At 37.6% G+C, this 26,667-nt stretch carries 29 protein-coding genes and 1 other RNA gene; 10 read left to right on the forward strand and 20 right to left on the reverse strand.

Going from position 1 to position 26,667, the window contains the following annotated elements:
- Positions 1 to 77 precede the first annotated feature (77 nt).
- The 5 genes from CRO15_RS10505 to CRO15_RS10525 all read right to left on the reverse strand — a co-directional run bounded on the left by CRO15_RS10505 (position 78) and on the right by CRO15_RS10525 (position 4,838).
- On the reverse strand, positions 78 to 302 hold the full coding sequence (locus CRO15_RS10505; RefSeq protein WP_013551418.1) for a DUF2795 domain-containing protein: 225 nt from the start codon (positions 300 to 302) through the stop codon (positions 78 to 80).
- A gap of 121 nt (positions 303 to 423) precedes the next feature.
- Complete coding sequence (locus CRO15_RS10510) at positions 424 to 984, reverse strand: cob(I)yrinic acid a,c-diamide adenosyltransferase (RefSeq protein WP_097045793.1); 561 nt, start codon at positions 982 to 984, stop codon at positions 424 to 426.
- A gap of 260 nt (positions 985 to 1,244) precedes the next feature.
- Positions 1,245 to 1,745 (reverse strand): hypothetical protein, encoded by a 501-nt coding sequence (locus CRO15_RS10515; protein ID WP_097045794.1) that lies wholly within the window; start codon positions 1,743 to 1,745, stop codon positions 1,245 to 1,247.
- A 23-nt stretch (positions 1,746 to 1,768) separates the two neighbouring features.
- On the reverse strand, positions 1,769 to 3,646 hold the full coding sequence (locus CRO15_RS10520) for an ABC-F family ATP-binding cassette domain-containing protein (protein WP_097045795.1): 1,878 nt from the start codon (positions 3,644 to 3,646) through the stop codon (positions 1,769 to 1,771).
- 22 nt (positions 3,647 to 3,668) lie between these two features.
- The gene (locus CRO15_RS10525; protein ID WP_097045796.1) at positions 3,669 to 4,838 is read right to left on the reverse strand and encodes a lipoprotein N-acyltransferase Lnb domain-containing protein; all 1,170 of its coding nucleotides are present in this window, start codon (positions 4,836 to 4,838) and stop codon (positions 3,669 to 3,671) included.
- A gap of 103 nt (positions 4,839 to 4,941) precedes the next feature.
- Here CRO15_RS10525 and CRO15_RS10530 point away from each other — a divergent pair, with 103 nt between their 5' ends.
- A complete protein-coding gene (locus CRO15_RS10530; protein WP_097045797.1) occupies positions 4,942 to 5,664 on the forward strand; it encodes a CDP-alcohol phosphatidyltransferase family protein in 723 nt (240 codons plus the stop codon).
- A 2-nt stretch (positions 5,665 to 5,666) separates the two neighbouring features.
- Positions 5,667 to 6,107, forward strand: a complete 441-nt coding sequence (locus CRO15_RS10535) for a PH domain-containing protein (protein WP_097045798.1) — start codon at positions 5,667 to 5,669, stop codon at positions 6,105 to 6,107.
- Here CRO15_RS10535 and lptB read toward each other — a convergent pair.
- From lptB to CRO15_RS10555, 4 genes are read right to left on the reverse strand one after another with little or no spacing between them, the layout of a single operon-like run.
- Entirely contained in the window at positions 6,104 to 6,844 is a 741-nt protein-coding gene (gene lptB / locus CRO15_RS10540; protein WP_097045799.1) for an LPS export ABC transporter ATP-binding protein, read from the reverse strand. The two genes, CRO15_RS10535 and lptB, sit on opposite strands and share 4 nt — an antisense overlap.
- 57 nt (positions 6,845 to 6,901) lie before the next feature.
- Positions 6,902 to 7,252, reverse strand: a complete 351-nt coding sequence (locus CRO15_RS10545; protein ID WP_097045800.1) for a carboxymuconolactone decarboxylase family protein — start codon at positions 7,250 to 7,252, stop codon at positions 6,902 to 6,904.
- Complete coding sequence (gene tatC / locus CRO15_RS10550; RefSeq protein ID WP_097045801.1) at positions 7,242 to 8,075, reverse strand: twin-arginine translocase subunit TatC; 834 nt, start codon at positions 8,073 to 8,075, stop codon at positions 7,242 to 7,244. The genes CRO15_RS10545 and tatC overlap by 11 nt, the downstream gene beginning before the upstream one ends.
- Positions 8,075 to 9,040: a KpsF/GutQ family sugar-phosphate isomerase gene (locus CRO15_RS10555; RefSeq protein WP_097045802.1), complete on the reverse strand. Its 966-nt coding sequence runs from the start codon at positions 9,038 to 9,040 to the stop codon at positions 8,075 to 8,077. The genes tatC and CRO15_RS10555 overlap by 1 nt, the downstream gene beginning before the upstream one ends.
- Before the next feature lie 201 nt (positions 9,041 to 9,241).
- Between CRO15_RS10555 and recQ the strand changes: the two genes are divergently transcribed.
- Positions 9,242 to 11,443: a DNA helicase RecQ gene (gene recQ / locus CRO15_RS10560; protein ID WP_097046186.1), complete on the forward strand. Its 2,202-nt coding sequence runs from the start codon at positions 9,242 to 9,244 to the stop codon at positions 11,441 to 11,443.
- Here the strand turns inward: recQ and CRO15_RS20045 are convergent.
- From CRO15_RS20045 to CRO15_RS10580, 4 genes are read right to left on the reverse strand one after another with little or no spacing between them, the layout of a single operon-like run.
- Positions 11,440 to 11,838 carry a DUF2752 domain-containing protein gene (locus tag CRO15_RS20045; protein ID WP_097045803.1) on the reverse strand — a complete coding sequence of 133 codons (399 nt, stop codon included), beginning with the start codon at positions 11,836 to 11,838 and terminating at the stop codon, positions 11,440 to 11,442. The two genes, recQ and CRO15_RS20045, sit on opposite strands and share 4 nt — an antisense overlap.
- On the reverse strand, positions 11,822 to 12,109 hold the full coding sequence (locus CRO15_RS10570) for a CD225/dispanin family protein (RefSeq protein ID WP_097045804.1): 288 nt from the start codon (positions 12,107 to 12,109) through the stop codon (positions 11,822 to 11,824). Before CRO15_RS10570 ends, CRO15_RS20045 begins: the two co-directional genes overlap by 17 nt.
- Positions 12,110 to 12,123: 14 nt before the next feature.
- A complete protein-coding gene (locus tag CRO15_RS10575; protein ID WP_097045805.1) occupies positions 12,124 to 12,450 on the reverse strand; it encodes a CCC motif membrane protein in 327 nt (108 codons plus the stop codon).
- A gap of 10 nt (positions 12,451 to 12,460) precedes the next feature.
- Positions 12,461 to 12,796, reverse strand: a complete 336-nt coding sequence (locus tag CRO15_RS10580; protein WP_313788526.1) for a DUF2752 domain-containing protein — start codon at positions 12,794 to 12,796, stop codon at positions 12,461 to 12,463.
- Positions 12,797 to 12,860: 64 nt separating this feature from the next.
- Between CRO15_RS10580 and CRO15_RS10585 the strand changes: the two genes are divergently transcribed.
- Positions 12,861 to 13,403, forward strand: a complete 543-nt coding sequence (locus CRO15_RS10585; RefSeq protein ID WP_097045806.1) for a Smr/MutS family protein — start codon at positions 12,861 to 12,863, stop codon at positions 13,401 to 13,403.
- Here CRO15_RS10585 and CRO15_RS10590 read toward each other — a convergent pair.
- A complete protein-coding gene (locus CRO15_RS10590) occupies positions 13,400 to 13,918 on the reverse strand; it encodes a hypothetical protein (protein ID WP_097045807.1) in 519 nt (172 codons plus the stop codon). The genes CRO15_RS10585 and CRO15_RS10590 overlap by 4 nt on opposite strands.
- Positions 13,919 to 14,029: 111 nt before the next feature.
- Here CRO15_RS10590 and CRO15_RS10595 point away from each other — a divergent pair, with 111 nt between their 5' ends.
- Positions 14,030 to 15,178: a cysteine desulfurase family protein gene (locus CRO15_RS10595; RefSeq protein WP_097045808.1), complete on the forward strand. Its 1,149-nt coding sequence runs from the start codon at positions 14,030 to 14,032 to the stop codon at positions 15,176 to 15,178.
- On the opposite strand, the gene CRO15_RS10600 is transcribed toward CRO15_RS10595, so the two are convergent.
- Genes CRO15_RS10600 through CRO15_RS10610 form a run of 3 tightly spaced genes read right to left on the reverse strand, consistent with a single transcriptional unit; the run spans position 15,175 to position 20,000 of the window.
- Entirely contained in the window at positions 15,175 to 15,831 is a 657-nt protein-coding gene (locus tag CRO15_RS10600) for a hypothetical protein (protein ID WP_097046188.1), read from the reverse strand. The two genes, CRO15_RS10595 and CRO15_RS10600, sit on opposite strands and share 4 nt — an antisense overlap.
- 9 nt (positions 15,832 to 15,840) lie before the next feature.
- Complete coding sequence (locus tag CRO15_RS10605) at positions 15,841 to 18,309, reverse strand: TonB-dependent receptor (RefSeq protein WP_243396949.1); 2,469 nt, start codon at positions 18,307 to 18,309, stop codon at positions 15,841 to 15,843.
- Positions 18,309 to 20,000, reverse strand: a complete 1,692-nt coding sequence (locus CRO15_RS10610) for a M23 family metallopeptidase (RefSeq protein WP_097045809.1) — start codon at positions 19,998 to 20,000, stop codon at positions 18,309 to 18,311. Before CRO15_RS10610 ends, CRO15_RS10605 begins: the two co-directional genes overlap by 1 nt.
- Before the next feature lie 164 nt (positions 20,001 to 20,164).
- Between CRO15_RS10610 and CRO15_RS10615 the strand changes: the two genes are divergently transcribed.
- From CRO15_RS10615 to CRO15_RS10635, 5 genes are all read left to right on the forward strand, one after another.
- Positions 20,165 to 20,455: a hypothetical protein gene (locus CRO15_RS10615; protein WP_097045810.1), complete on the forward strand. Its 291-nt coding sequence runs from the start codon at positions 20,165 to 20,167 to the stop codon at positions 20,453 to 20,455.
- Positions 20,456 to 20,470: 15 nt separating this feature from the next.
- Positions 20,471 to 20,764, forward strand: a complete 294-nt coding sequence (locus CRO15_RS10620) for a cell division protein ZapA (RefSeq protein WP_097045811.1) — start codon at positions 20,471 to 20,473, stop codon at positions 20,762 to 20,764.
- Positions 20,765 to 20,818: 54 nt separating this feature from the next.
- Positions 20,819 to 20,928, forward strand: a non-coding RNA gene (gene ssrS / locus CRO15_RS10625) — 6S RNA.
- A 51-nt stretch (positions 20,929 to 20,979) separates the two neighbouring features.
- Positions 20,980 to 22,551 (forward strand): ribonuclease Y, encoded by a 1,572-nt coding sequence (rny, locus tag CRO15_RS10630; protein ID WP_097045812.1) that lies wholly within the window; start codon positions 20,980 to 20,982, stop codon positions 22,549 to 22,551.
- A 71-nt stretch (positions 22,552 to 22,622) separates the two neighbouring features.
- Positions 22,623 to 23,042, forward strand: a complete 420-nt coding sequence (locus CRO15_RS10635; RefSeq protein WP_097045813.1) for a CBS domain-containing protein — start codon at positions 22,623 to 22,625, stop codon at positions 23,040 to 23,042.
- A gap of 132 nt (positions 23,043 to 23,174) precedes the next feature.
- Here CRO15_RS10635 and CRO15_RS10640 read toward each other — a convergent pair whose 3' ends face one another.
- The 3 genes from CRO15_RS10640 to CRO15_RS10650 form a co-directional block, all read right to left on the reverse strand.
- Positions 23,175 to 23,672, reverse strand: coding sequence for a DinB family protein (locus tag CRO15_RS10640; protein WP_097045814.1), 498 nt, complete (start codon positions 23,670 to 23,672; stop codon positions 23,175 to 23,177).
- Positions 23,673 to 23,756: 84 nt separating this feature from the next.
- Positions 23,757 to 24,386: a Crp/Fnr family transcriptional regulator gene (locus CRO15_RS10645; protein WP_165769944.1), complete on the reverse strand. Its 630-nt coding sequence runs from the start codon at positions 24,384 to 24,386 to the stop codon at positions 23,757 to 23,759.
- Positions 24,387 to 24,526: 140 nt separating this feature from the next.
- A complete protein-coding gene (locus CRO15_RS10650; RefSeq protein WP_097045816.1) occupies positions 24,527 to 26,569 on the reverse strand; it encodes a DUF349 domain-containing protein in 2,043 nt (680 codons plus the stop codon).
- Positions 26,570 to 26,667: the final 98 nt, after the last annotated feature.

Genomic DNA, 26,667 nt, shown 5'->3' on the forward strand with positions numbered 1-26,667 from the left:
ACCTTCTGCTAAGCTGTCAAAATTACATAAAAAAAAGCCTCCTAAGAGACTTTTTAACTGTGTTTGTTTATATGGGATTAATACTCGTCCTCATTCCAGAGGTAATCTTCCTCGGTGGGATAATCAGGCCAAATCTCCTCGATGGATTCGTAAATTTCGCCACCTTCTTCCTCCATGGACTGTAGATTTTCTACAACTTCCAATGGTGCTCCGGTACGGATAGCATAATCTATTAATTCGTCTTTGGTGGCTGGCCAAGGCGCATCACTTAAATATGAAGCTAATTCTAATGTCCAGTACATAGTAACGGTTTGATTTTAAATTTTTTGCAAAAATAATTTTTAAACTCAATTTGTCAAGAAAAATCGACATTATTTGAAAATTATTTTCTGTTTGTTAAACTGTAACGTAGAAAATCTGGATTTATTTGTCCAACTTTTCAGGAATCCACTTGACCTCTTGAGCCTGTAAATCCTTTGACAACTTTCGTGCCAAGACAAATAGGTAATCCGATAATCGATTTACATAGGAGAGTAGTCGTTCAGGTACTGGTTCACTTTCATGAAGATAGGAAATCATTCGTTCTGCTCTACGGCAGACCGTTCTGGCAATATGACAGTATGACACGGTAGTATGTCCGCCGGGAAGAATAAAATGAGTCATTTCAGGTAGTTCTTCGTTCATTTTATCCATTTCCTTTTCAAGAAACTGAATGTCCTCTTCGTTTATTTTTGGGATTTTTAAACGATTTTCTTTAGTGGGTTCGGTGGCCAAAATGGCCCCTACGGTAAAAAGCTTGTTTTGAATTAGGGAGAGTGTCTCTTTTGAGCTTGAATCTATTTCTTGGTCACGCAAAAGCCCCAAAAAAGAGTTCAGCTCATCAATAGTGCCGTAGCTTTCAATACGAATATGGTGTTTGGGAACGCGTTTGCCTGTAAACAGCGCAGTAGTACCTTTATCACCGGTTTTGGTATAGATTTTCATATTTTTCAATTACCAGTTAGCAATGAACAATGTACAATTGGCAATGTATATAAATGGTTATTGATTATTGACCATTGGTAACTGTTCAATTGTTATTGTTGTGTTTTCGTTTCCCTTCCATAAACCTCCTTGATTTTCTACGTTTTGTCCCTCTTTTGTTCTTAAAGAAAATGGCAAGATAAATAATGCCTAAAACTCCAAGGACGTACCAAATTGTGTAATCGGTTGTTGCTGCACTTTCCATATTTAAAATTACTTTTTTAAATCCGGATGATAAAATGTTCTTTCTCCTGTTCTTTGCGGATGAACAATACTCCGCAGTGGAATAGGTCCATACTTACGGTGATTTTTGGCGATGTGATGAGTTTTTTCCAAGCTTGATGTTTTTTAGGACTTTGGTAAATGGAATCAATTAAGATCATACTATCATTATGCAGGCGGTCTTGTTTAAGAATTTCTTCAACTAAGAGAAGGTTTAACTTTTCAGTGTACAAAACATCAATACTATCCTTTGATTGATTCTGATTTTGAAACATTTTTTTTACCTCTCCATCTAAAGATGGACTTCCCAAAACCTTTATACGGTCAAAATTGAAATAATCATTGCTCTTTAGTAATATATTGATGGATTTATTGGAATGTTTTTTTTGTTCGGAATACAAACATTTGGTCACGTAATTAAAAACAAAAGGGGAGTGGACCCCATGTTGATTGGTGGACTTTGATAGGAATTTTAGATATGTAATAAACTTGACATGCATCTCAACTAAACTCGATGGGACAATTACCCTTCCAAAATAGCAGAAAGTTCAAACCACCGTTCCGTTTTTTCCTCTATGGAACTTGAAACTTCCTTAAGCTCAATTGAAAGTTGTTTGATTTCATCACCACTTAAATCTGGGGAAGTAAACTTGTTTTGGAGAACCTCTCTTTGCTCTTCCAATTTTTGAATTTCCTTTTCCAATCGTTTGTGTTCTTTCTGTTCTGAATAAGATAATTTTCCACCATCATCCTTTTGCTTCCAGTTAGTTTTTTCCGCTTTTTCTGGATTGTTGGTTTTGGCCTCTCTTTTGGCTATGACCTTACTATTTTCATAGGCCCTGAAATCGGAATAATTGCCTGGGAAATCCTCAATGACCCCATTGCCTCTAAAAACAAACAAATGATCCACAATCTTGTCCATAAAATAACGGTCATGAGATACTACAATCAGACATCCGGGAAAATCGAGCAAGAAACTTTCCAGAACGTTCAATGTTACAATATCCAGATCGTTGGTAGGTTCATCCAGAATCAGAAAGTTTGGATTTTGAATTAATACCGTACACAAATACAAGCGTTTGCGTTCTCCTCCACTTAGTTTTTCAACAAAATCGTATTGCTTTTTCCTGTCAAATAGAAAACGTTCCAAAAGTTGTTGCGCCGAAATTTGTTTCCCTTTTTTTAAAGGAATGTAATCTCCAAATTCCCTGATGACATCAATTACTTTCTGTCCTTCCTTAGCAGTAATTCCTTTTTGGGTGTAGTAGCCAAATTTCAATGTATCACCCACCACCACTTTTCCACCATCAATGGTCTCATTTTGGGTTAGAATATTCAAAAAAGTAGACTTTCCAGTCCCATTTTGACCAATAATGCCCATGCGTTCACCTTTGGTGAAGTTATAATCGAATTTTTCTAAAATGGTTTTATCATCGTAGGATTTGGATACATTATGCAGTTCCAGAATCTTGCTTCCCAAACGTTCCATGTTCAACTCCAACTGCACCTGGTGTTCAATCCTCCGTTGATGCGCTTTTTGTTTTATTTCCTTAAAGTCGTCAATACGGGATTTTGATTTGGTGGTTCGCGCCTTGGGTTGTCTTCGCATCCAGTCCAACTCTTTTTTGAACAAGAGTTTGGATTTGTGCTGTTCTACGGCCTCTCGTTCCATTCGCCCCTCTTTTTCACGCAGGTAATAGGAATAGTTTCCCTTGTAACCGTATAAGTGGTTGTTATCCAGTTCTATGATTTCATTGCATACCCGCTCTAGAAAATAACGATCATGGGTCACCATGAACAGGGTTATATTTTCTTTGGTAAAATAGGCTTCCAACCACTCGATCATTTCAAGATCTAAGTGGTTGGTTGGTTCGTCCAAAATGAGCAAATCTGGTTTTGTCAACAGCGCATTGGCCAAAGCTAACCGCTTTTTTTGTCCTCCAGATAGCATGCTCACTTTCAAATCAAGTTGATCTAATTGCAGTTTAAAAAGAATTTGCTTGTACTGTGTTTCAAAGTCCCATGCATTGTTTCGCTCCATAGCTTCAAAAGCTTTTTGGTAGGCTTCGGCATCATCTGGATTTTGAACGGCTTTTTCGTAGTTGGCAATTACTTTTAAAATCTCATTGTCTGTGCTAAAAATTGTTTCCTCAATGGTCAAACTTGGATTAAGGCTTGGTTCTTGCTCCAAAAAAGCAATGTTAATTCCTTTACGGTAGGTTACTTGCCCGGTTTCAGAATTGTCCTTTCCAGAAATAATATTGAGGATGGATGTTTTTCCACTTCCATTTTTGGCAATAAGCGCAATCTTTTGGTCTTTGTTTATTCCGAAGGAAATATCTGAGAAAAGGACTAACTCTCCGTACGATTTTGAAATGTTCTCTACCGTCAATAAATTCATTGGAACAAGTTACGATTACCGATTAGACCTTGGCAAATTTTAGAAGGAAAACATACCGGATGGCCAGAGTCAACATAAATGGAATCACTATTGGTGAAAAAATCTGAATTTTTGCAATCCACAGAATAATCAAGATTCCCATTAACCCAAGAGCAAACCACAAGTATTTAGAAAACCACTGGGGTAACTGACTCTGAAAAATATAGATGAAAGCAATTGCTAGATTAAAGGGCAATGCCCATAATATGTTGAAGTTTTTAGGAGTGGAAGTATGATCCGTGGCAAACCATAGAAGTAATAGAAAAGTTCCAATCAATCCAGTGAACAAAAACAAGGAAAAATCCAACCATTTACTTCTACTGCCATGTTTTTTGTCCAAAAATGTGACAATTGCAGTAAATAGCAACAATAAGATGAACCAAAAAAGAGGGGATAATGGAAAGAAGCCGTTTTGGATATGCTCGTTGTAATCCAACACTGTACGTTCCCGCTTTAATAATGGTTTTCCATCTTTAGTGGTATTTCTAATTTGCCGCATGGCATAATAGGGCAAGAACATATGTTCTTGTACCGTAGCTTTTCGGTCCACAACAGAACCAAAGGCAAGATCTATTCCAAAAGCGGCCCAGCTGTTTATATCCAAATGCTGTCTTACCAATTGCCTAAAAGTATATTGTTTGTCCAAATATGAACTGTCAAAGACAATGGCGCCTCCAAATTGTTGTTTTAATATATCTCCTGTGATGCTGGAACAATTGTATAGGAGAGGATCATACAAATAATCCCTATTTTCAGGTAAGTAATTGTTTTCAAAAAAGACAAGGAGGTCATTCTTTTCAGCTACTGTAAGGTCTAGGATTTGTTCTTTTACCCATCTTTTTTCCAATTCGTATTCAAAAAGAAAGCGGTCAAAACTTCTTCTGGAAAGTGAATAGATTAATTTCCCCTTTACAAAATTCAAATAGAAGTTAGGACGGTTAAAATCAAAAGTACCGTAGTTATAGACCACATCTATGCCCAAAGCAGAATCTTGCACACGAAACGCACTGTGTCCAAAGGCATAATACAGTTCATCACCTGCGGCACAGGTAAGCAAACTTATCTGGGATTTTTCGGTAAGTTGAGGTATTTGTGAAAAACTATTAAATACTGCCGAAAAAAATAATACCAATAAGAGGGGCCAATACTTCATTTGAAAATTTATCAGCGCAAATATCAGAATAATTACCACAAGGGAGAAAAGGAAAGATTCAACACTTTGTTTTTTAGCTTATTTTTACGGAAATCTGACTCTAATGAAACAATATATCCCCAATTTTATCACTCTGCTTAATCTTTTTAGTGGCTGTATTGCAACTGTTTTTGCAGTCCTAAACCATCTGGAACTTGCGGCACTTTTTGTTTTTATTGGGATTTTTTTTGATTTCTTGGATGGTTTTGCAGCCAGACTTCTTAATGTTAAGAGTGAAATAGGGGTGCAACTTGATTCTTTGGCGGATATGATCACTAGTGGATTGGTTCCTGGAATTGCGATGTTTCAACTGTTACAGATGGCTGAAAGGGGAGGATGGAATCTCGGTTTTTTCGGGCATGAAACAGAAATGACCGCTCTTCCGTTTTTTGGATTTATAATTACTTTGGCATCTGCATACCGTTTGGCCAAATTCAATATTGATGAAAACCAGGTTTCCTCTTTTGTTGGATTACCAACACCTGCAAATGCGCTTTTGATTCTTTCTCTACCCTTGATTTTATTACATCACAACAACGATGTTCTGAGTGGAATAATTCTGAATCAATGGTTTTTATTGGGATTAACCTTGGTAAGCGCTTTTTTATTGAATTCACGAATAGAACTTTTTGCTTTAAAATTTGATAATTGGAGTTTTAAGGACAATGCGATACGGTATTTATTTTTAGTTGGGAGCCTGGTAATGTTGATAACCTTAAGGTTTTTGGCGATTCCCGTAATTGTGCTATTGTATATTCTTCTGTCCTTGATCAATAAAAATCCTTGAGGATGGATGCTGAATACGTCAGATACAAATCAAAAGTAGATCTTTGGTTGTTCCTATTGATACTGCTGAATTTTCTTGCGGTGTTCTATTTCTTGAGCAAGGAATGGAGTTGGATAGCGGCTATAATCAATGTTGGGGTAATGGGATCCATTCTTTATTTGCTTTTCAATATTTCCTATGACACAAAGGGCGAAGATTTGCTCGTTAACTATGCGGCTTTTTATCAAAAGAGGATTAAAATTTCCGCTATCAATCGCATTAAGGAAACCCGAAGTCCACTGGGCGCGCCTGCCGCTTCGTTGGACAGACTGGAAATTTGGTACAACACACATTCAAGTATTTTGGTCTCTCCAAAAGATAAGATTGGATTTATTGAACATTTAAAAGCTCTGTCACCTAAAATAGAGGTGCAAATGAAGAAACAGAAACAAAAAAATGATTAAAAGTCGAGTTTCTTTTTTCGTAGCTCAAAGTTTTGCCCCAGATATACCTTACGGACCATTTCATCCACAGCCAGTTCCTCTGGAACACCTGCTTTAAGGATTCCTCCTTCAAACATTAAATAAGAGCGTTCTGTAATGGCCAAGGTTTCCTGTACATTATGGTCAGTAATTAGAATCCCGATATTCTTGTTCTTTAATTGGGCAACAATGCGTTGGATATCTTCTACGGCTACAGGGTCAACCCCAGCAAAAGGCTCGTCCAACAAAATAAACTTTGGATCGGTTGCCAAGGCTCGTGCAATTTCTGTTCTACGACGTTCCCCACCGGACAAGAGGTCTCCACGGTTTTTACGGATATGGCCAAGACCAAATTCATCAATTAGGGATTCCATTTTCATGTGCTGTTCTTTTTTGCTCAGTTTGGTGAGCTGCAACACACTTAAGATATTTTTTTCAATACTTAGTTTACGAAAAACTGATGCTTCCTGTGCTAAGTAACCAATACCATTTTGAGCTCTTTTGTACATGGGGAAAGTGGTAATCTCCATATCATCCAAAAAGATTTTACCGCCATTGGGCTTGATCAAGCCCACAATCATATAAAATGAAGTGGTCTTTCCAGCACCATTTGGACCAAGAAGTCCCACAATTTCTCCTTGATTGACTTCTAGGGAAATTCCTTTAACAACTTTTCGACCTCGATAGGCCTTCATGATATTTTCAGCTCGTAGCTTCATAAGAATTCGCCAAAACTAAACATATTCTTTTTTTGGTTGATGGTCTTTGGGATTTTTTTAAGCATTGTTTTCTTCCAGAGCTTCCCAAAACTCATAAGCTCTGCGTAAATGGGGAACAACTATGGTGCCTCCCACTAAAGTGGCAATACCCAAGGTTTCCATAACCTCTTCTTTAGTGGCTCCTTCTTTTTTTGAGTTTTCCAGGTGATATTTTACACAATCGTCACAACGCAGAACCGCAGAGGCAACCAAACCTAGAAGTTCTTTTGTTTTTACATCCAAAGCTCCTGCCATGTATGCATTGGTATCCAAATTAAAAATACGCTTGATCAATTTGTTGTTCTCGGCCAATAACTTATCATTCATTTTAGAACGATAGGCATTGAACTCCTCTACTTTATTTGGCATTTTCTTTCTCTTTTTTGGCTTCTCTTTTCACTACAATTTTGGAAATGTATATACTAACTTGATATAAAACCAATACTGGTATGGCCACCACAATCTGACTGGTTACATCTGGAGGTGTTATAATGGCAGACAGGATTAGGACAATGACCAATGCCATCTTCCTGTATTTTTTTAGGATTTCAGGTGTGACCAATCCCACCTTGGTCAAGAAATAAATGACGATAGGTAGTTCAAACAATATTCCACATGCGAGTACGGATGCCCTTACCGTTGCGATAAAATTGCTCAAATCAATTTCGCTGGTGACCTCTTTGCTTACAGTATAGGTGCCCAGAAAATTGATGGAAAGTGGAGCGACAACGTAGTATCCAAAAAGAACACCCAGAAAAAATAACGCAGAGGCTACTAAAATAAATCCTCTAGAGTGTTTTCTTTCATTCTCGTGCAACCCAGGACTTACAAACCGCCACAATTCCCATAAAATGTAAGGAAATCCAATAATCACTCCAGCCCAAATTGAGGTCCAGATATGAGCGGAAAATAGTCCGGCCATAGTTCTATTTTGAATTGTGAAGGGGAATGAGTCAGCACAAAATTCTGAAGTGATACCAAAGAAAGTGGCGATATTACAGAAAAAACGGTAGGTAGGGAAGTCCATTTTTTTTGGGCCGAAAATAACCGTATCAAAAATGAAACTTTTCATCATAAATGCAATACAGGCTACAAGCACAATTGCAATTACTGATCGTATTAAATGCCATCTAAGCTCTTCCAAATGGTCCAAAAAGGACATTTCGTCGGGGTTATTTACTGTTTTTGCCATTACAGGATACCTTCATTTATAAGATTATGGATGTGTACTACTCCTGCATAGGTTTCGTTCTCAAAGGCGAGTAACTGTGAAATCCCTTTGGATTGTAGTATTTCCAATGCTTTGACCGCCAATGTATCTACATCTACGGATTTTGGATTTGATGTCATGATGTCCCTTGCGGTCAATTCACCAATATTATCATGTGTGCTTAGCATTCTCCTAATATCACCATCAGTTACCACACCCACAACTTTGTTGTTTTCCAAGACTGCGGTAACTCCCAACATTTTCTCCGAAATTTCAACAATAACCTCTTTTACACTGGAATTGGCATCAACCTTTGGTTTTTGGTTGTTGGCAACAATATCTGCTACCCGCAAATACAATTTTTTACCCAAGGCCCCTCCAGGATGGTATTTGGCAAAATCAGCACTGCTAAAGCCCCTGAGTTCCAAAAGACTTATCGCCAGTGCGTCGCCCATGGCCAATTGGGCCGATGTGCTAGTGGTTGGCGCTAAGTTGTTGGGGCAGGCTTCTTTTTCAACATAGGTGTTCAAGACAAAATCTGCTTGTTTGGCCAATACAGAATCCATATTGCCGGTAATTCCAATCAATTTGTTTTTTGCAATTCTTATCAGTGGAAGCAAAGCTTTTATTTCAGGAGTATTTCCACTTTTGGAAATTAAGACCACAACATCATTTTTCTGGATGGTACCCAAATCACCATGAATGGCATCTGCGGCATGCATAAAAATTGAAGGTGTTCCCGTAGAGTTTAGAGTTGCTACAATTTTTGAGGCTATAATGGCGCTTTTGCCTACTCCAGAAACCACAACCCTACCTTGTGAGTCCAAAATGTATTGCACTGCATGTGCAAATTGTTCATCGAGTAGATTGACCAAATTCTGTACGGCCTTGCTCTCGGTTTCAATAGTTCTTTTTGCTATGGATAAAATAGACTTGGTGTCGTTCAAAGTAATAATGGGTAATAAACTGATTATCTAATTGTATTCCTAAAAGAATGTCTTATATTTAAGTCTACAAAACTAAACAAACTATCTCTTACTAACGATTTAAGGAAGATAGAATACTTCTTCTTTATAAATAGACACTCAAAATTATAATTTTTAACAATCTTCAATATAGGTGTATTGATTTAAATGGAAAAAACGGAAATGGGTCTTACAAACACCGATTTGCAATCTTCACTTAAAAAATACTTTGGTTTTTCGCAATTCAAAGGACTACAAGAAAAAGTTATTGAAAACATACTTGATAACCAGGATACTTTTGTAATCATGCCAACTGGTGGAGGTAAATCATTATGCTATCAATTACCGGCTATTATGAAAGAGGGGACCTCAATTGTGGTATCCCCGTTGATTGCTTTAATGAAGAACCAAGTGGATGCCATAAGAGGAGTATCCGAACAAAGAGGTATTGCGCATGTTCTCAATTCTTCTTTAACCAAAACGGAAGTAAAACAGGTTAAAGAAGATATTGGTAGTGGAATTACCAAGTTATTATATGTGGCTCCAGAATCTTTAACAAAGGAAGAAAATGTTGAATTTTTAAAAGGTGTTCCCCTTTCTTTTGTTGCTGTTGATGAGGCTCATTGTATCTCGGAATGGGGACACGATTTTAGGCCGGAGTACCGTAACCTTAAAAGTATTATCAATCGTTTAGGGGATAATATTCCCATAATTGGACTCACCGCAACTGCAACACCAAAGGTGCAGGAAGATATCATCAAGAATTTAGGTATGACGGATGCCAAGGTATTTAAGGCTTCTTTCAATAGACCTAATTTGTTTTATGAGGTACGCCCAAAAACACAAAACGTGGATGCGGATATCATTCGTTATGTAAAACAGAATCAGGGAAAATCTGGGATTGTTTATTGTTTAAGCAGAAAACGGGTTGAAGAACTTGCTCAAGTACTTCAGGTCAATGGTGTTAGTGCAGTTCCCTACCATGCAGGTTTCGATGCCAAGACACGATCCAAGTACCAAGATATGTTTTTGATGGAAGAAGTGGATGTTGTGGTGGCTACAATTGCCTTTGGAATGGGAATTGATAAGCCCGATGTCCGTTTTGTGATACACCACGATATTCCCAAAAGTATTGAAAGCTATTATCAGGAAACCGGAAGGGCCGGACGAGATGGAGGTGAGGGACATTGCTTGGCCTTTTATTCCTATAAAGATGTGGAAAAACTGGAAAAATTCATGTCTGGAAAACCAGTTGCGGAGCAGGAAATAGGCAATGCCCTTTTGCAAGAGATCGTTGCTTATGCTGAGACCTCCATGTCACGTAGAAAATTTATCCTTCATTATTTTGGAGAGGAGTTTGACGAAGCAAATGGTGATGGTGCGGATATGGATGACAACACCAGAAATCCAAAACAAAAGGAAGAAGCCAAAGATGAGGTTGCAAAGCTTCTCCGAGTGGTAAAAGAAACCAAGGAAAAATTCAAGACCAAAGAAATTGTAAAAGTGTTGGTTGGGCAGGTAAATGCCATGATTTCATCCCATAAAACAAATGAAAAAGAGTTTTTTGGTATCGGCTCAGAGAAAGATGAAGCCTACTGGATGGCTTTGACCAGACAGGTGTTGGTAGCAGGATTGTTGAAGAAAGAGATCGAGCAATATGGTATTCTGCGTTTGACTAAGGCTGGTGAGAGCTTTTTGGACAGCCCAAGATCTTTTATGATGACCAAGGATCATGTTTACAGCAAAGAGAACGATGATGCAATTGTAACTGCAAGTAAATCTGCTGGAGGTGCGGCAGACAATAACTTGTTGAAGCTATTGAAGGATTTGCGTAAAAAAGAAGCGCAAAAACTGGGAGTGCCCCCGTTTGTAGTGTTTCAAGATCCCTCATTGGACGATATGGCTTTGAAGTACCCTATCAATATGGAAGAACTTATCAATATCCATGGAGTAGGCGAAGGAAAAGCAAAAAAGTACGGCAAGCCATTTGTGAATCTAATCGCGAGTTATGTAGAAGAGAATGACGTAATACGACCTGATGATTTGGTGGTCAAGAGTACCGGTGCCAACTCCGCTCTAAAACTTTACATTATTCAAAATGTGGACAGAAAACTGTCGTTAGACGATATTGCCTCAGCAAAGGGCTTGGAATTACCTTCGTTGATCAAGGAGATGGAACAAATTGTATTTAGCGGTACCAAATTGAATATAGGGTATTGGATCGATGAAATCTTGGATGAAGACCAACAAGAAGAAATCCATGATTACTTTTTGGAAGCTGATACCGATTCTATTTCTGAAGCCATAGATGAGTTTGATGGCGATTACGAAGACGAAGAACTACGTCTATACCGACTAAAATTTATTAGCGAAGTGGCTAATTAAGGTGCTAAAAAATCAAAAGGATACATTTTTAAGTTTCTTAGAACCATAAAAACGACTATTACCAATAGAATGGTCATTGGAGCATATCTATATGCCAAGAAACTTTTCCCTTTATAAAAATCCAGGGTGACTGCCAGATGTTGTAAAATTACTATTAGGGCAGGAATCAACAATAGATTATGGCTAAGAACATCTTTTATTCTTAAGTGAAGCAAATCATGAATTGCTCTTTGACTTCCACATCCTGAACAATAAATGCCTAAATATTGATTGAAGGGGCATTTTGGAAATAATAACCCCTTTTCTGGGTTATACAAAAAGTAAAGGAGTATTGCCAAAACAGACAATACTCCTAATACTAAAATGATATACTTTTTTTTAGTAGCTGCCTGCATTGGACATGGCTCCTAAAAATGCAAAACCAAATATGGCAATATAGATTATCCAGATTAATGCAGAAAGGCCAGCACCGATCAGGACCCACATTTTAGCATTTTTCGAAGCTTTGACCGCCTCCTCATAATCTCCTCTAGCATAAGCCTCGTTAACTTTGGATGCATAAATTATACTAGCTATCCCTGTGGCAAGACAGCAAAATATAGTACTTAAGATGGCCAAGACTAAATAATTGTTTGGTTTTGGCGGTAGATTTGAATTGTTTTCCATTTATGATTGTTTATTTATTGGTATTGTTCTAAAATTTCCTGCATTTTTTGAGGGTCTTGTAATGCATCCCAACCAAAGTATGATATGGCCCAAATGATATAAATTAAGAAAAGTACATTTAGGATAACACCTATGATTGCCAATATCTTTCCTGTTTTTACATTTTTAAAATCAGTATACATTTCAGGGTTTTCCATATAAAGCTTGGTTGCTTTATTGGCCAAAACCAAAGCAATGATTCCAAAAATTAATCCAATAATACCATAACAACAGCAGGTTACAATAGAAATAATTCCAAAGACCAAGATTAGCGTTGCATTTGGGAGTTTTTGTTGTTCCATGATTTAATTTTTAATTGAAAATATTGTTCATTTTTAAGATATAACTAATAATAATCGTCGCAGCGGTAGCAAATAACAAAAATAACTTTAATTGGTGTCCAAATTTGAATTTGATAAAGACATTTGTCGCTAAAAAGATCAAAAGTAAAAGAATGGGATAGATGGCAGGATACATTTTAAAAGCAGCCAAAAATTCGCCATGCAAAAGTAAATCCGCAGAGCGTTGCATACCACATCCGGGACAATCAAGACCAAAAAGCTTTTTATTGAGACAAGGAAGCATGAAGTCCTTAGTGCTTAAAAAATTAAAGGCAAGCTGTTGATACATGGTTGCGGTTATTGCCAAGAAAAATACTACTATTTTTGTTATTCAGGTTAAACTTTTCAAGATTTTTTAGCAGAGAATTTATATGACTGTCTTTAATATTGGTGATAGGGTTGAGGTTGTGGACGATGATGTATCTGGAGAGATTCAAGATGTGAATGGTGATAGGATTATGGTGATGACGGATGAGGGCTTTTCCCTGCAATATGGTTCAAAGGAATTGGTGAAAATTGATAATGGTATAAAAGTGAGCAATTTTGAAGTGGCCAGAGTCAAAAAAGAAAAGGAACAGCCTAAAAAGAAAACGACCGAAGCTAGAAGACCAAAGGAAAGAAATACTCCCAAAATGGAGGTAGACCTACATATCAACCAACTCGTAAAATCAACCAAAGGGCTTAGTAATTTTGATATACTTAATCTCCAAATGGAAGCGGCTAAAAGACAATTGAATTTTGCCATTGCCAAGCGTATCCAAAAAGTGGTATTTATTCATGGTGTAGGAGAAGGTGTCCTTAAAGAGGAACTCAATTATCTGTTCAATAGATACGATAATCTAAAGTTTTATGATGCAGATTATCAAAAGTATGGATTGGGGGCTACCGAAGTATATATTTTTCAGAACAATTAGTTGGGAATGGCCGTGGTCACTTCTCCAAATTCACTGATAGTCAAATTTGTAATACGCTCACCATTGTCTCGAACAAAAGAAATATCACTCAAGCGTATGGTATGGATATAGTTTTTTTTATCGGCATCCGCTTTAGTTTCAATGGTGACCGTTCCACTCTCTGCTTTAATTTCGTTAACAACCGTAGGGGTAGCAGGAGGAACATCATCGCAGAAATAATTGGAAGTTACCTTTTCTGAAAAAAAACGATAGGTGAGTTTGGACTTACTAGGTACTGCACTTGTTGAAGTAACCGTTTCATCCAATGTACCTTTATTTAGGATGCCACTCTCCAATTCTAATATTAGAGCCTCGTCTTCATTGAGTTTAAATAGCAAATTCTCAGAATCTGCTTGAGGAGGATTACAAGATTCAGCAGTTACACTGTCAAAGTCAATAGTCTCAATTTGTAGCTCTCCATCGCTACAAGAAATCATTGCACAAATAAGTAAGGTAGGGAAGAAAAATTTTCTCATGCTCCAAATTTAAAGGAATTCCATTTTATTACACCAACACTACCCAAGACTTTAATGGAAATTAACTTTATTTCATCTATTTTTGATCCGGTGTTAAAAGATAGCTAAGACATGCAAAAAGTGTATTTGGACAATGCGGCGACCACTCAAGTCAGGGAGGAAGTAATTGCTAAAATGCAAGAGGCTCTGGCCGTTCATTATGGAAATCCATCATCTACCCACAGTTATGGGAGATCGGCTAAAACGGCAGTTGAAAAGGCTCGAAAAGCAATTGCTAAAATATTGAATGCCCATCCTTCGGAAATTATTTTCACCTCTGGTGGTACCGAGGCGGACAATATGATTTTGCGTTGTGCGGTTAGAGATTTGGATGTAAAGACTATTATTACCTCTAAGATTGAACATCATGCAGTTCTGCATACAGCCGAAGAATTGGAAAAGGAGTATGATATTGCCCTTCACTTTGTGGATTTGGATGCTGATGGAAATCCGAAATTGGATCATCTACAAAAACTTTTGGCTCAGGATGATTCAAAAAAATTGGTCAGTTTAATGCATGTGAACAATGAAATTGGGAATATTACTGATATTGATGCCATTGGGAAGCTTTGTAAGGAGCATGGAGCACTTTTTCATTCAGATACAGTGCAGTCGGTTGGGCATTATCCCTGGAATGTGGAACAAACTCCAATAGATTTTTTCACCGTAGCTGCTCACAAATTCCACGGACCAAAGGGAATTGGATTTGCTTTTATCAGGAAAAACTCCGGCTTAAAGCCAATGATTTTTGGAGGCTCACAAGAACGTGGATATAGAGCTGGGACCGAACCTTTCCATAACATTGTTGGCTTGGAAGAAGCTTTTGTAAAGGCTTACGACCATTTAGATGCTGAAATAGAGTATGTAAAAGGCCTGAAAGAGTATTTTTTAGAAAGGATAAAAAAAGAAATTCCCGCTATACATTTCAATGGCCTGTCGGGAGATTTGAATAAGAGCACTTATACTTTAGCGAATGTTCGTTTGCCTTTGGATAAACAAAAAGGTCTTATGTTACTTTTTCATTTGGATTTAAAAGGAATTGCATGTTCCAAAGGAAGTGCATGTCAATCGGGTAGTAATATGGGGTCACATGTGCTTACCCAGATATTGACCGCAGAAGAATTGGAGAAACCATCATTACGGTTTTCTTTTTCCTTTTATAATACCAAAGAGGAGTTGGATTACACCATTGGTGTGCTAAAAGAATTTGCAGAGAGTTAATTATTCCTATTTTTTCGCTGTCTTTTTTCCTTGTCGTAAGGAAATTTACGTGCTGCAAGTTTCATCATTTTATCGATGAGCTCAGTAGTATTTTTCCCAGTTTTTTTGGTAATTGCCTTTTCATATTTCCAGAGGAGTTTTCCTGAATCCCCATCACTTACCTTTACGCCGATTCTTCCATAATTGGCATCCCCGCTAAAATAATCTAGAAGACTAAAATCCGTTGGTACACCTTTAGAGAGTAGAATATTTAGGCTCAGGTTGCCACTGATTATTCCATCAACATTTAGTATTTTGGAAAGTTCCTTAATGGTATAAATGTCCAAATTTTCATATGTAATGTCATTCTGGTTTAAAATAGCATTGGTGTCCTCAATATTCTGAAATTCAACATTGAACTTCTTCCGTTTTTTTCGTTTTGAAAAATAAGTTTCCAGGGCATTTTGAACAGCGTATCCCTCTTTTTTGGCAAGATTCTTCAGCTCGTTCTGATTAACATTTCTCTTAAGGTCCAGGTTGGCAATAAATGGAATTATAGCCAATATCTTGTGATCTTTGCTAAGGTCGTCAAATCGCCTGTTTTCATAAATATTTTTCTGGGCCGTTCCTAAGACAACGGTAAGAAAGGCAATTATGGATAGTGTCTTTTTCATCAACATATTTTAAAATCGCATTCCAATTTTAACATTAAGGACACGACTGGTCAAAAAATTGGGTACGGCAAACTGTCTTTGTGTATCAACATCCCTTACCCAGGTATTTGTGATGGAATTTTGGTTGTTGAACATATTAAAAATTTCAAAACCAAAACTAAGTTCCTTGAACTTATGAAGCCAATGCCCTTTTGGGTATTGATTTTTCTCGTCCGCAAAAATATATGAAATTCCTATATCCGCCCTTCTATAATCTCTTAATCTATTCTGAAACTGGTAAGAATCTGCATTATTTGGAGAACCACCAGGAACACCTGTGTTGTAGACCAAATTTAGGTGAAGTTTTAAGTTTGGAATTGTGGGAACATAATCTTGTAACAAAACTGCAAATTTTATACGTTGATCGGTGGGCCTGGAGATAAAACCTCGATTATCAATGTTTTCTTTAGTTTGAAGATACCCTAAACTCACCCAGGATTCTGCCCCTGGAACAAAGGTTCCAGTAAGTCTAAAATCCATTCCGTACACATATGCAGATGCATTGTTTTGTGCGGCATATCGTACCCGAACATCTTCTATAGTAAATGGATTTACATTGCTCAAATCTTTATAATACACCTCACTTATAAAAGTGAAAGGTCGCTCCCAAAGGTTAAAGCTGTATTCACCCCCCAATACATAGTGGACAGATTTTTGTGCTTCTACCATAGGGTTTATTGTTCCCGTAATATCTCTTAGCTCTCTATAAAATGGAGGTTGTTGGTAACTTCCTATGGCAAATCGGAACAACAGATCTTTTTTCCAATCTGGTTTTATGGAAAATTGACCTCTTGGACTTAACAAGGTCTGTGAGTTGGAATCAATACCATCACCATTTAATATCCAATGTTGGCCCCTTATGCCCAAGTTGTAATAAATGTCATGTTTGCCCCATTTGGTTTGTCTGCTATATTGCACAAACCCCGAAAACCTATTCGCATTTACAAAATTGGTAGCCTGAACATTTTCAAAAGCAATAAGATCTCCTGTAAAAGGTTCTTCAGGTTGATTATTTATGACAGGTGGCTCCGAAGGTCGAATAAAAAAACCTGCTGAGTCAATGAATTCTGATTCCCTTAATTGATCTCTAATATCCTCATGCGTGAACTTCAAGCCCCATTCCAAAGATTTACCTTCTTTGGTGAACTTGCCATTGTGCGAAAGATTAAAAATCAAAGCATCAAGTTGATTTCTTGCTCTGTTGAATTGAGAACCAACCCCTCTTGATGCAGTTACTTCTCCTAAATTATCACCCCCTAAATTATTATCTATTTCCGCTAATTCATAAGAAGCAATAATATCCGAGAATTCCTCTTCTTGTGTATGGTAGACGGAAGCCGTAACTCCTATTTTGGTATGGTCGGTTACGACATGGTCTAGTTTGACCGCTCCTAGGGTATTATTGTAAGTATTGTTTTCTTTTCCTTGATAAAAAACAAGTAGGGCACGCGGATTGTTTATGGTGCCAAAATTGGTTTGTCGGTTCAGCGGTTCATTGTCGTAATCATTTACAGAAAGGGTGCCTAAAAAACTTAAATGGAACTTCTTGGAAAATCGGTAAGTAAGATAGGTCTGTGCATCTACAAATTTTGGGTTGAGATTTGTCAATGTTTGCTTGCTGTTCACCAAAAGGCTATTGTTTCGATAGCGAACACCTGTAATATTGCTAAATTTTTTGTTTTTGGAAATGGTTTCCAAAGTGGTACTTGCGCCAAGAAGACTTCCGTTAATACGTAACGAAAAAGCTACAGGGGTTTTATAGGTAATGTCCAAAACCGAGGACAATTTGTCACCATACTTAGCTTGAAAACCTCCCGGGGAGAATTCAAGTCCAGTAATCATATCACTGTTCACAAAACTCAATCCCTCTTGTTGGGCAGAGCGAATCAAAAACGGACGATAGACCTCAATTCCGTTAACGTAAACCAAATTCTCATCAAAATTTCCACCTCGGACATTGTACTGTGTGCTCAACTCATTATTGAAAGAAACTCCAGGTAATAATTTTAGAATGTTTTCTACTCCGGCATTGGCACCAGGTATCTTTCGCACAACTTCTGGGGGAACCGTTGTAATACCCTCAATGTTTTTTTTTCCTGTTGGGGAAACATGCACACCAGCAACTTGAACAATATCGATTTTCATTACCGGATTGAATTCGAATGTTTCGTTTGTGGTCAACATTAAATTCTCTAAAACCACATTTTTATGCCCTAAATGGGAAAAAGTAATGGTGTTTTTCGTGTCGGCAATAAGTTGAAGCAGATAATATCCGTCAATGTCAGTTGTGGTGCCTGTATTTTGTGTAACAATATTAACATTGGAGATGGGAAGATTGTTTTCATCCAAAACTCGTCCGGTAATTGTAGCAGTTTGGGAGTGGATTGTGGACACCCATAAAACAATCAGTATTGCCAGTAAGGATTTTAGATAATCCACTATTTTCTAAAAAAGGTACTTTCAAAGGTACTGGAATTACCAACATTATCTGTAACCACCACTTTAAGATTGCATTGGGTCTTGTCCAGAATCTTATCATCGAAATTATAGGTGATGGTTCTGGTTTTTGGTTCATATTCCATTAAGATCCAATCTCCATTTATAGTTGCGGAGTAAGAATTTATGCCACTGAGGTCATCACTGATTTCCAAACTCAGATAACTGTAGTTGCTCAACCATTGTTTTTCCTTAAAATTTCTGGATTTTATGGTAGGGGCAACAGTGTCCTTTGCTAATGTGTAGGTTCCCAGTGTTCTGGTACGTGTAGTGAAAGAGCCATCCCGTTTATAGGTCTTGGCATGCCTTGGTTGCATTCGTTCATCAAGACGGGCAATAAATAACTGCTTCTTTTCTGCTGATGAATATTTGGTAGCATCAAAACTGATAGTGAAATTTCGATGCGCAGCAACACTATTATCATGAATTTTTATAGTATCGGTTCCTTTCTGTAAATCGATATAAAAATCTTTATAGAATGTATTTGCAGGAAAATATACTTTAGCAGCTCCTAAGTCAAAGTTGTTTGGTTTGTCCGCAAGAATAAAATCATCGGTAATCTTGTTATTCTTTTTGATTTTTGTGGACAGCTTTTTTCCTTCAACCGGAATCACGATTTTAATGTCATTTCCTTTAATGTCCGAAACTACTAGTTCAACATTATAGGATAAACCACCCTTAACCTCTATTTTTCCATTATTGTGCAATGTCTTATAGATGTTCAATCGATTATAGGGCTCTTTAAAACATTTTTGGATACGTTGTCTGAATTTTCCAAAATGGGCATAGTCAATTAATGTATTAATGTATCTGGTTTCCGTAAAGGAAAAAGTTTCAAAATCGTAAGCAGAGTATACTTTTCCGTTTACGGTTTGTGTCACGGAGTAAACCCCATTCTTGTTGGCGGCCATATCCTGTCGGTCAAAACCATTAAAGCCAAATCCAATAGTACCAATGGCGGTGACCTTGTCAGCCAAAAAGGTGCCATCCGTCTGTTTGGTGAAATTGAGCTGTATTTTTTTACCACTTTGATTCACGAACGCGTCATCAGATAATGGATACCCGAAAAGTCCCAACAATGTTGGGTTTGTGGCATCCCTAATATCATATCCATATAATAATGGATTGGTGGGCTTTTCGGTAACACTGCTCCGAATTTCAAAATGGAGATGGGGCCCAGAAGACCCTCCAGTATTCCCTGAGTAAGCTATGGTATTTCCTTTCAATACTTTTAACTCGCCATAATCGGGAAACACCTCTACTTCATATGATTGCTTTTTGTACTGTATTTTTTTGATGTATGCCTCAATCTCGGGACTGAATTTTTGAAGGTGTGCATACACTGAAGTATAGCCATTGGGATGTGCTACGTACATAGCTTTACCGTATCCCCAATGTGAGATTTTAATCCGTGTGACCGTTCCATCCGCTATGGCAAGTATAGGTAACCCCTGTCTTCTTTGGGTCTTTATATCAATTCCAGAATGAAAATGGTTGGAACGCAACTCTCCAAAAGTTCCTGCAAGCACCAAAGGAATTTCCAATGGGGACTGAAAGACATCTTGTGGGTATTTTTCTTGTGAAGTAAGCACTAGGGAAAATAAAAAAAAGGCTCCAAAAAGATAAAGGCGCATACGGTGATTTATATTTACTTACGAAAGTAACCAATGTTTAGATTTAACAAAAGGCTTTTGGAAAGCTTAAAAGACGAAAAAACAATACGTGAAGATAAATCTTAAAAGTATTGCGAGGTTAGGCTAGGTTGGTTAACTTTGTGTGTATACATTGATGTTTGCATATGGGCGAACTGGTAGAGATTGTTGATTCTTTGGAGAATAAGGTGAGCAAGCTGTTGCACAAGTTAGAATTGTTGCATCAGACAAATACCAAGTTAAAAGAAGAATTGAATCTTGCAAAAGAGGAAAATCAACTTAAACAGAACGCCGTTTTGGAATGGGAAGAAAAATACAATTCCTTAAAAATGGCAAACACAATGTTGGGTAGTAATACTAGTAAAACAGAAGCTAAGCTCAAGATAAATACATTGATTCGCGAACTTGATGTTTGCATTGCAAAGCTTGCAGATTAGTTTGTAACCAATAATATGGAGGAAAAGCTCAAAATAAAGCTTTCCATTGCTGATAGGGTGTATCCGTTAACTATAGACCCTAAACAAGAGGAAGGATTACGGAAGGCCGCCAAGAACATTGAAAATTTGGCCAAGAAATTTGAGCAAAACTATGCTGTACGTGATAAACAAGATGTGCTGGCCATGTGTGCCCTGCAATTTGCATCTAAAATTGAGCAAGGCGGAATAGACCGTTCGGAAAATACCAAAGCTGCATTTGAACGCCTAAGGGCCTTAAATGATTTGGTACATTCCAAATTGGGAGAATAAGTTCTTTTAAATAAAATATTGTTACTGCCCACATTGGTAATTATTTTTTGACAAACTCAACATTATTAAATTTAAAAAGGGTGAGTTTAAGTTGTAAAAGCAGGCCCTACCTGTATAGGGATCCTTGATCAGCTTGTTAGCCCTAAACCTGTAATTAGGAGTTTGTACAAAACTTCAGCTAATGTGGGCTTTTTTTATAACCAAACATAAACAAAATGGATAACACTATAATACTAATAGTAGCTGCGGTTATTGGCTTGGCAATAGGATTTGTAATTGCCAAGATGATGGAAAAGGGAAAGGCTACAAAAACCATATCCAATGCAAAAAGGGAAGCTTCGGATATTATAAAGGAAGCGAAGAAGGAAGGGGAAAGCATTAAAAAAGATAAAATATTTCAGGCCAAGGAAAAGTTTTTAGAGTTAAAGGCAGAACACGAAAAGGTCATAATCAATAAGGATAAAAAGATTGGTGAGGCAGAGAAACGCACTCGAGATAAAGAATCTCAGATTAGTAATGAACTTGCCAAGAACAAAAAACTGAACGAGCAACTTCAAACACAAATCAAAGAAGTAAGCTACAAAAGCGAAATCTTTGATAAAAAGCAATCTGAAGTTGAAAAGCTGCACAAAAGCCAAGTGCAACAGTTGGAGGTTATTTCTGGACTTTCAGCTGAAGATGCCAAAAGCCAATTACTGGAATCCTTAAAAGAGACAGCAAAAACCGATGCCATGGCCTATCTGCAAAGTACCTTGGAAGAGGCTAAGCTAACGGCGCAACAGGAGGCCAGAAAAATTGTGGTCAATACCATTCAACGTATTGGTACGGAGGAAGCAGTAGAAAACTGTGTGTCTGTTTTTAACTTGGAATCTGATGATGTAAAAGGACGTATTATTGGACGTGAAGGCCGTAATATTCGTGCCTTGGAAGCTGCAACAGGCGTTGAGATTATTGTGGATGATACTCCTGAGGCTATTATTCTTTCTTGTTTTGATTCGGTTAGAAGGGAAGTTGCCAGGCTTTCACTGCACCGTTTGGTGACGGATGGCAGAATTCATCCAGCACGTATTGAAGAAATTGTAAAAAAGACGGAAAAGCAGATCAACGAAGAAATTGCTGAAATTGGTAAGAGAACAGTTATCGACCTTGGAATTCATGGATTGCACCCTGAGTTGATTAAAGCAGTTGGTCGAATGAAGTATCGCTCCTCTTACGGTCAAAATTTATTACAACACTCTAGGGAAGTTGCCAAGCTATGTGGTGTAATGGCGGCGGAATTGGGTCTTAATCCCAAAATTGCAAAACGAGCTGGATTGTTGCATGATATTGGAAAAGTTCCCAATACCGAAGTTGAGGTAGAAACACCACATGCCATATTGGGTATGCAATGGGCTCAGAAGTATGGTGAAAAGAAGGAAGTGTGCAACGCTATTGGTGCTCACCATGACGAAATTGAAATGAATACGCTGATTTCACCTATAGTGCAAGTTTGCGATGCCATCAGTGGAGCTCGCCCAGGAGCCAGAAGACAGGTGTTAGACTCTTATATCCAAAGACTAAAAGATTTGGAGGATATTGCTTTTGGATTTAATGGAGTTCAGAAAGCATACGCTATTCAAGCGGGTAGGGAGCTGCGTGTAATTGTTGAAAGTGAGAAGGTGACCGATGATAAAGCAGCTGAGCTCTCTTTTGAAATTTCGCAAAAAATACAAACTGATATGACTTATCCCGGACAAGTAAAGGTCACGGTGATCAGGGAAACACGATCGGTAAATGTAGCTAAATAGGATACTGACAATTATCATACTTTTCTTTTACGGTACAAGCTAACTTCATGGTAGATTAAAACCTGTCAAAGATGAAGAAGAGAGTACCTATTTCAGAGATAATGACCAGTGAGTTAGTCACCTTGACCACCACAGATGATTTGGTGACTGCCGAAGAACTTTTCAAGAAGCATAATATTAGACACATTCCCGTTGTAACAGGAGAATCTGTAATTGGCATGCTGAGTTATACCGATTTGCTGAGAATCAGCTTTGCAGATGCTGTTGATGAAACCGAGGAAAGTGTGGATACCATGGTCTACAATATGTTCACCATATCGCAAGTAATGGCAAGAGATGTCATTAGTGTTTCATCCGATACAACTATAAAAGAAGTAGCCCACTTCTTGTCAAAAAAGGAGTTCCATGCTTTGCCTGTTGTGGATGATGGAAAACTGGTGGGTATTGTTACCACTACTGATTTGATTAATTACCTATTGGATTTATATTGATTGAATCAAATTAGCTGGAGGAATCTGTTTTTGCAAAGATGAATACGATAAAATATACGAGCTAACCCTTAGTATTGGGAAAATTTGGGTAGGGGAGTCATACGACTCCCCTATATTGTTTGATAGAATTTGCTAAACAAAAGGATTTTCATCTGCTGAAGGACCGTAAATTGATGGTATTAGAATTCCCAGGGTTCTTAAATAAGTAACCAATTCACCTCTATGGTGATACCAATGATTTAACATTAGAAAGCGAAGCAAAATTGGTCTTGGCCAGTTTATGATTTCCTTGTCATCAAGAAAGCAATTCCAGCTTTCTGAATCCCATTTTTCATCAGCATTACTCAATATTTCAATGGCAGTTTTGAAACTTTCGCCAAAACTATGTACAATTTTTATTTTGTCTTCGCATAAAGGATGTTCTACCAAGACTTCTGCCGTGGTTGTTCCCAGGTTGGCAAAAGTGGCTATGCGCCCAGGAATAGTTGCTACGTGGAGCGCCAATTGGCCTAATGTAAATGCCTTTGGATGTGGTTTCCAGGTTAGTTTATCTTCAGGAAGTCTTTCCAAGAGTTTTTGAGTAGAAGTTCTTTCGAACTCTAATTCCGAAATAAGGTTTTTTGAACTCATTTGTATACTTTTTTTAGATTATAGTACAAACTAAGTTCAGATGATGGCCTCAAAACGGTATCAAAAGATACCGAAGTGGATATTCTATATAATCTCTATCATTTTTCTATGCAGGATGACCTTTCCTTCAAGTTCAAATTGCTTTAAAATTCTGGAAATTACTACCCGTGTAGTTCCAAGTTCATTGGCAAGTTGTTGGTGGGAGATTTCAATTCTGTTTATTGCTTCAATAGATGCTCTGTCCTGAAGATATTCCAACACTCTTTTATCAACATGGTCAAATGCAACGCTTTCAAAAGTGTGCAACAATTCGTCATATCTGTTTCTGAATGTCTTGATTACAAAATTGTTCCAAGAAGCATATTCCTTTTGCCATTGAGCTATAAATCGAGTAGGAACGACCAAAACCTGCGTTTTTTCCATTGCAATTGCCTGGGAAGGGCTTTCATTGTTATAGAAGCATGCAGAAAGTGACATCATACAGGTTTGGTTTGGTTGGACGTAGTAAAGCAAAATTTCCCTATCTTCCTTGGTTTGGAATACTCGTATTGTTCCAGAGATTACGATGGGAACAACCTTTATATATTGCCCTTGCCTAACAATTACGTCGTCTTTTTCAAAGCTTTTAAGTAGACAATGTTCCAGAAGTTTTTGCCGAAGTTCAGGCTCAGAAAATAGATTGAGTTGTTTAAGTATATCCTTTGTCAATGTCATTTTTCGGATATTGTCAGCTCCCATTGAACCCCACTGTTCAATACATAAAAATAGTTAGGGTTTAAGTTTAGAGAGAATTGGAACAGGTTCTGACTATTTCTTTTTGCATATTGTGATGACCAATTGATTGATTGAAGATTCTATTCCTCTTCATCATTGCCTTCGACCTCTTTATCACGATTATGTTGCATAATGTTAAGCTTCTTGAGCTTGGCTTTCCAAGTATCCAGAGCCTCTCGGTGCTTTTCTATGTTTTTCACCACATCTTGCACCAAAGGATTATCTTCTGAGGCATTGGAGAAAAATTGGAGGTTATTTTCCAGTTGTCTTATTTCTCCCTTGCTCTCATCAATTTTCCTTCGGATAAAGGTACGTTCATTACCTATGGCTCTGTCATCATTCGTTTTGGCCAGTTGCTGCATTTTATCACCATATCGTAGCAATTCAGATTCCTGACGACTTACCCCTAACTTTTTGAAGAGCACATCTACAATTCTATTGAATTTTCCGTTAATGTGTTTTTTATTGTAGGGAATTCGACCGTACTGCTTCCATTCGGCTATAAACTTTTTAAGCTCTGCAAGGTCCTTTTCGGTATCTCCGCTTAACTGAAAAGCCTTAAGACGATCTAAACAAGCACTTTTCTTTTCATAGTTTTCAAATTCCTCCTTGTGGGCCTCATTCTTTTCGGCATGCAAGCGATTAAAATAATGGTTGCAGGCATTTTTGAATTCATTCCAGATTTTATCGGAGTATTTTCTGGGTACATGACCAATTCGTTTCCATTCACTTTGAATACGTTTCATTTCGGGAGTGGCCATTTCCCAATCATCACTATCTTTAAGTGCCAGGGCCAACCCTAAAAGAGCTCTCTTCTTTTCAAGGTTGTCATGTTGTTCCTTTTTCTGATTCTTGTAAAAGGCATTTTTATTGCGGTTAAATAGGCGTACAGCTTCCTTAAATGCACTCCAGGTCTGTTCATTTACCTTTTGAGGAACCTTTCCGGCTTTAAAGAAAGCTTCACGAAATGCCTCTATTTCTTTAATTTGAGCTTGAAGGGCTTTATGGTTGCTACTTACATTTTCTGCTACTTGGGTAATGGAAGCAATAATTTCTTGTTTCTTTCCCAAGTTCTTTTCGTAGACCTTCTCCATCTCTTGATAGTGATCTTGTCTACGTTGATGCATAACTTTAGTGGCTGCGCTAAAACGCTCCCAAATTTCCTCCCTTTGCTCTTTAGCTACAGGACCAATGTCCTCTTTCCAAATTTTATGAAGTGTTTGCAACTCCCGGAAAGCTTTACCTAAATCTGGTTCATTGGCTAGCGCTTCCGCTTTCTCTGCGAGTTTTTGTTTTTCCTCCAGATTATGCTTGAAATCAAGATCACGCAATTCACGATTCAGATGCAGGAAATCATAAAAAATTTCCATATGATGGTGATAGGTGCGCCAAACATCATTGTAATTATTTCTGGGAATAGGTCCGGCATTTCTCCAATTTTCCTGAAGCTCCTTAAAGTTTTTGTATGTGGTATTAATATCCTCTTCCACGTTCACGAGCCCTTTGAGCTGCTCAATAATCTCCAAACGTTTTTTTAGGTTGTCCTTTAAGTTCAGTTCAAGATTTTTGTAGTACTGGTCCCGTTTTTCCCGAAACTCTGAATATACCTCATTAAACTGCCTTTTTGTGACCGAGTTATACCTGAAATCTATTTCATTGCCTCCATTGGCAATAAACTCTTCCTTTTTATGCTCTAAAAACTCCTGAAACTTTTGGTCAAATTCATATTTAATGGAGCTTACGTGTTTGCTTATAGCCTGTATTTTTTCATTCTTGACCAATCGTTGCAACTCCCCAACCAAGTTTTCAATAGACATGGAATGATAGTCCAACATAGGAATATGATGCCGTTTCTCATTGTGCTCATCTTCTGCATCTTCAGCATTTGATTCCTCAATTTCCTCAATGGCTTCGTCTGCTTCATCAGATTTTGCGGACTCTTCTTTTGAAACGGTTTCAGGGGACTCGATACTTGAGTCTGAAGCCTCTGTACTTTCCTTTACTGAATCATCGGATGTTTTTGGTTCAGAAATGGGGCTTTCTTCTTCCGTTTTTTTTATAGCATCCGGATTATGTTCAGTACCACCTTCAGTTTCCTGAAGTTTTTGCTCATTTTCCTGCATCAGTAGTTCTTTTTCCTTTTTGGATTGATGATAATTATAGCCAAGTTAACAACTAAATTACCCAATAACAAAAGTAGTGATTCTTCTTTTGTTCAGGT

The organism is Flagellimonas pacifica (assembly GCF_900215465.1).
Taxonomy (GTDB): Bacteria; Bacteroidota; Bacteroidia; order Flavobacteriales; family Flavobacteriaceae; genus Flagellimonas; species Flagellimonas pacifica.

Bases quoted from the DNA above. Each gene is read 5' to 3' on its own strand.
- CRO15_RS10505 (WP_013551418.1), bottom strand. From the start codon at position 302: ATGTACTGGACATTAGAATTAGCTTCATATTTAAGTGATGCGCCTTGG.
- CRO15_RS10510 (WP_097045793.1), bottom strand. From the start codon at position 984: ATGAAAATCTATACCAAAACCGGTGATAAAGGTACTACTGCGCTGTTT.
- CRO15_RS10515 (WP_097045794.1), bottom strand. From the start codon at position 1,745: ATGCATGTCAAGTTTATTACATATCTAAAATTCCTATCAAAGTCCACC.
- CRO15_RS10520 (WP_097045795.1), bottom strand. From the start codon at position 3,646: ATGAATTTATTGACGGTAGAGAACATTTCAAAATCGTACGGAGAGTTA.
- CRO15_RS10525 (WP_097045796.1), bottom strand. From the start codon at position 4,838: ATGAAGTATTGGCCCCTCTTATTGGTATTATTTTTTTCGGCAGTATTT.
- CRO15_RS10530 (WP_097045797.1), top strand. From the start codon at position 4,942: ATGAAACAATATATCCCCAATTTTATCACTCTGCTTAATCTTTTTAGT.
- CRO15_RS10535 (WP_097045798.1), top strand. From the start codon at position 5,667: ATGGATGCTGAATACGTCAGATACAAATCAAAAGTAGATCTTTGGTTG.
- lptB (WP_097045799.1), bottom strand. From the start codon at position 6,844: ATGAAGCTACGAGCTGAAAATATCATGAAGGCCTATCGAGGTCGAAAA.
- CRO15_RS10545 (WP_097045800.1), bottom strand. From the start codon at position 7,252: ATGCCAAATAAAGTAGAGGAGTTCAATGCCTATCGTTCTAAAATGAAT.
- tatC (WP_097045801.1), bottom strand. From the start codon at position 8,075: ATGGCAAAAACAGTAAATAACCCCGACGAAATGTCCTTTTTGGACCAT.
- recQ (WP_097046186.1), top strand. From the start codon at position 9,242: ATGGGTCTTACAAACACCGATTTGCAATCTTCACTTAAAAAATACTTT.
- CRO15_RS20045 (WP_097045803.1), bottom strand. From the start codon at position 11,838: ATGCAGGCAGCTACTAAAAAAAAGTATATCATTTTAGTATTAGGAGTA.
- CRO15_RS10570 (WP_097045804.1), bottom strand. From the start codon at position 12,109: ATGGAAAACAATTCAAATCTACCGCCAAAACCAAACAATTATTTAGTC.
- CRO15_RS10575 (WP_097045805.1), bottom strand. From the start codon at position 12,450: ATGGAACAACAAAAACTCCCAAATGCAACGCTAATCTTGGTCTTTGGA.
- CRO15_RS10585 (WP_097045806.1), top strand. From the start codon at position 12,861: ATGACTGTCTTTAATATTGGTGATAGGGTTGAGGTTGTGGACGATGAT.
- CRO15_RS10590 (WP_097045807.1), bottom strand. From the start codon at position 13,918: ATGAGAAAATTTTTCTTCCCTACCTTACTTATTTGTGCAATGATTTCT.
- CRO15_RS10595 (WP_097045808.1), top strand. From the start codon at position 14,030: ATGCAAAAAGTGTATTTGGACAATGCGGCGACCACTCAAGTCAGGGAG.
- CRO15_RS10600 (WP_097046188.1), bottom strand. From the start codon at position 15,831: ATGAAAAAGACACTATCCATAATTGCCTTTCTTACCGTTGTCTTAGGA.
- CRO15_RS10610 (WP_097045809.1), bottom strand. From the start codon at position 20,000: ATGCGCCTTTATCTTTTTGGAGCCTTTTTTTTATTTTCCCTAGTGCTT.
- CRO15_RS10615 (WP_097045810.1), top strand. From the start codon at position 20,165: ATGGGCGAACTGGTAGAGATTGTTGATTCTTTGGAGAATAAGGTGAGC.
- CRO15_RS10620 (WP_097045811.1), top strand. From the start codon at position 20,471: ATGGAGGAAAAGCTCAAAATAAAGCTTTCCATTGCTGATAGGGTGTAT.
- rny (WP_097045812.1), top strand. From the start codon at position 20,980: ATGGATAACACTATAATACTAATAGTAGCTGCGGTTATTGGCTTGGCA.
- CRO15_RS10635 (WP_097045813.1), top strand. From the start codon at position 22,623: ATGAAGAAGAGAGTACCTATTTCAGAGATAATGACCAGTGAGTTAGTC.
- CRO15_RS10640 (WP_097045814.1), bottom strand. From the start codon at position 23,672: ATGAGTTCAAAAAACCTTATTTCGGAATTAGAGTTCGAAAGAACTTCT.
- CRO15_RS10645 (WP_165769944.1), bottom strand. From the start codon at position 24,386: ATGACATTGACAAAGGATATACTTAAACAACTCAATCTATTTTCTGAG.
- CRO15_RS10650 (WP_097045816.1), bottom strand. From the start codon at position 26,569: ATGCAGGAAAATGAGCAAAAACTTCAGGAAACTGAAGGTGGTACTGAA.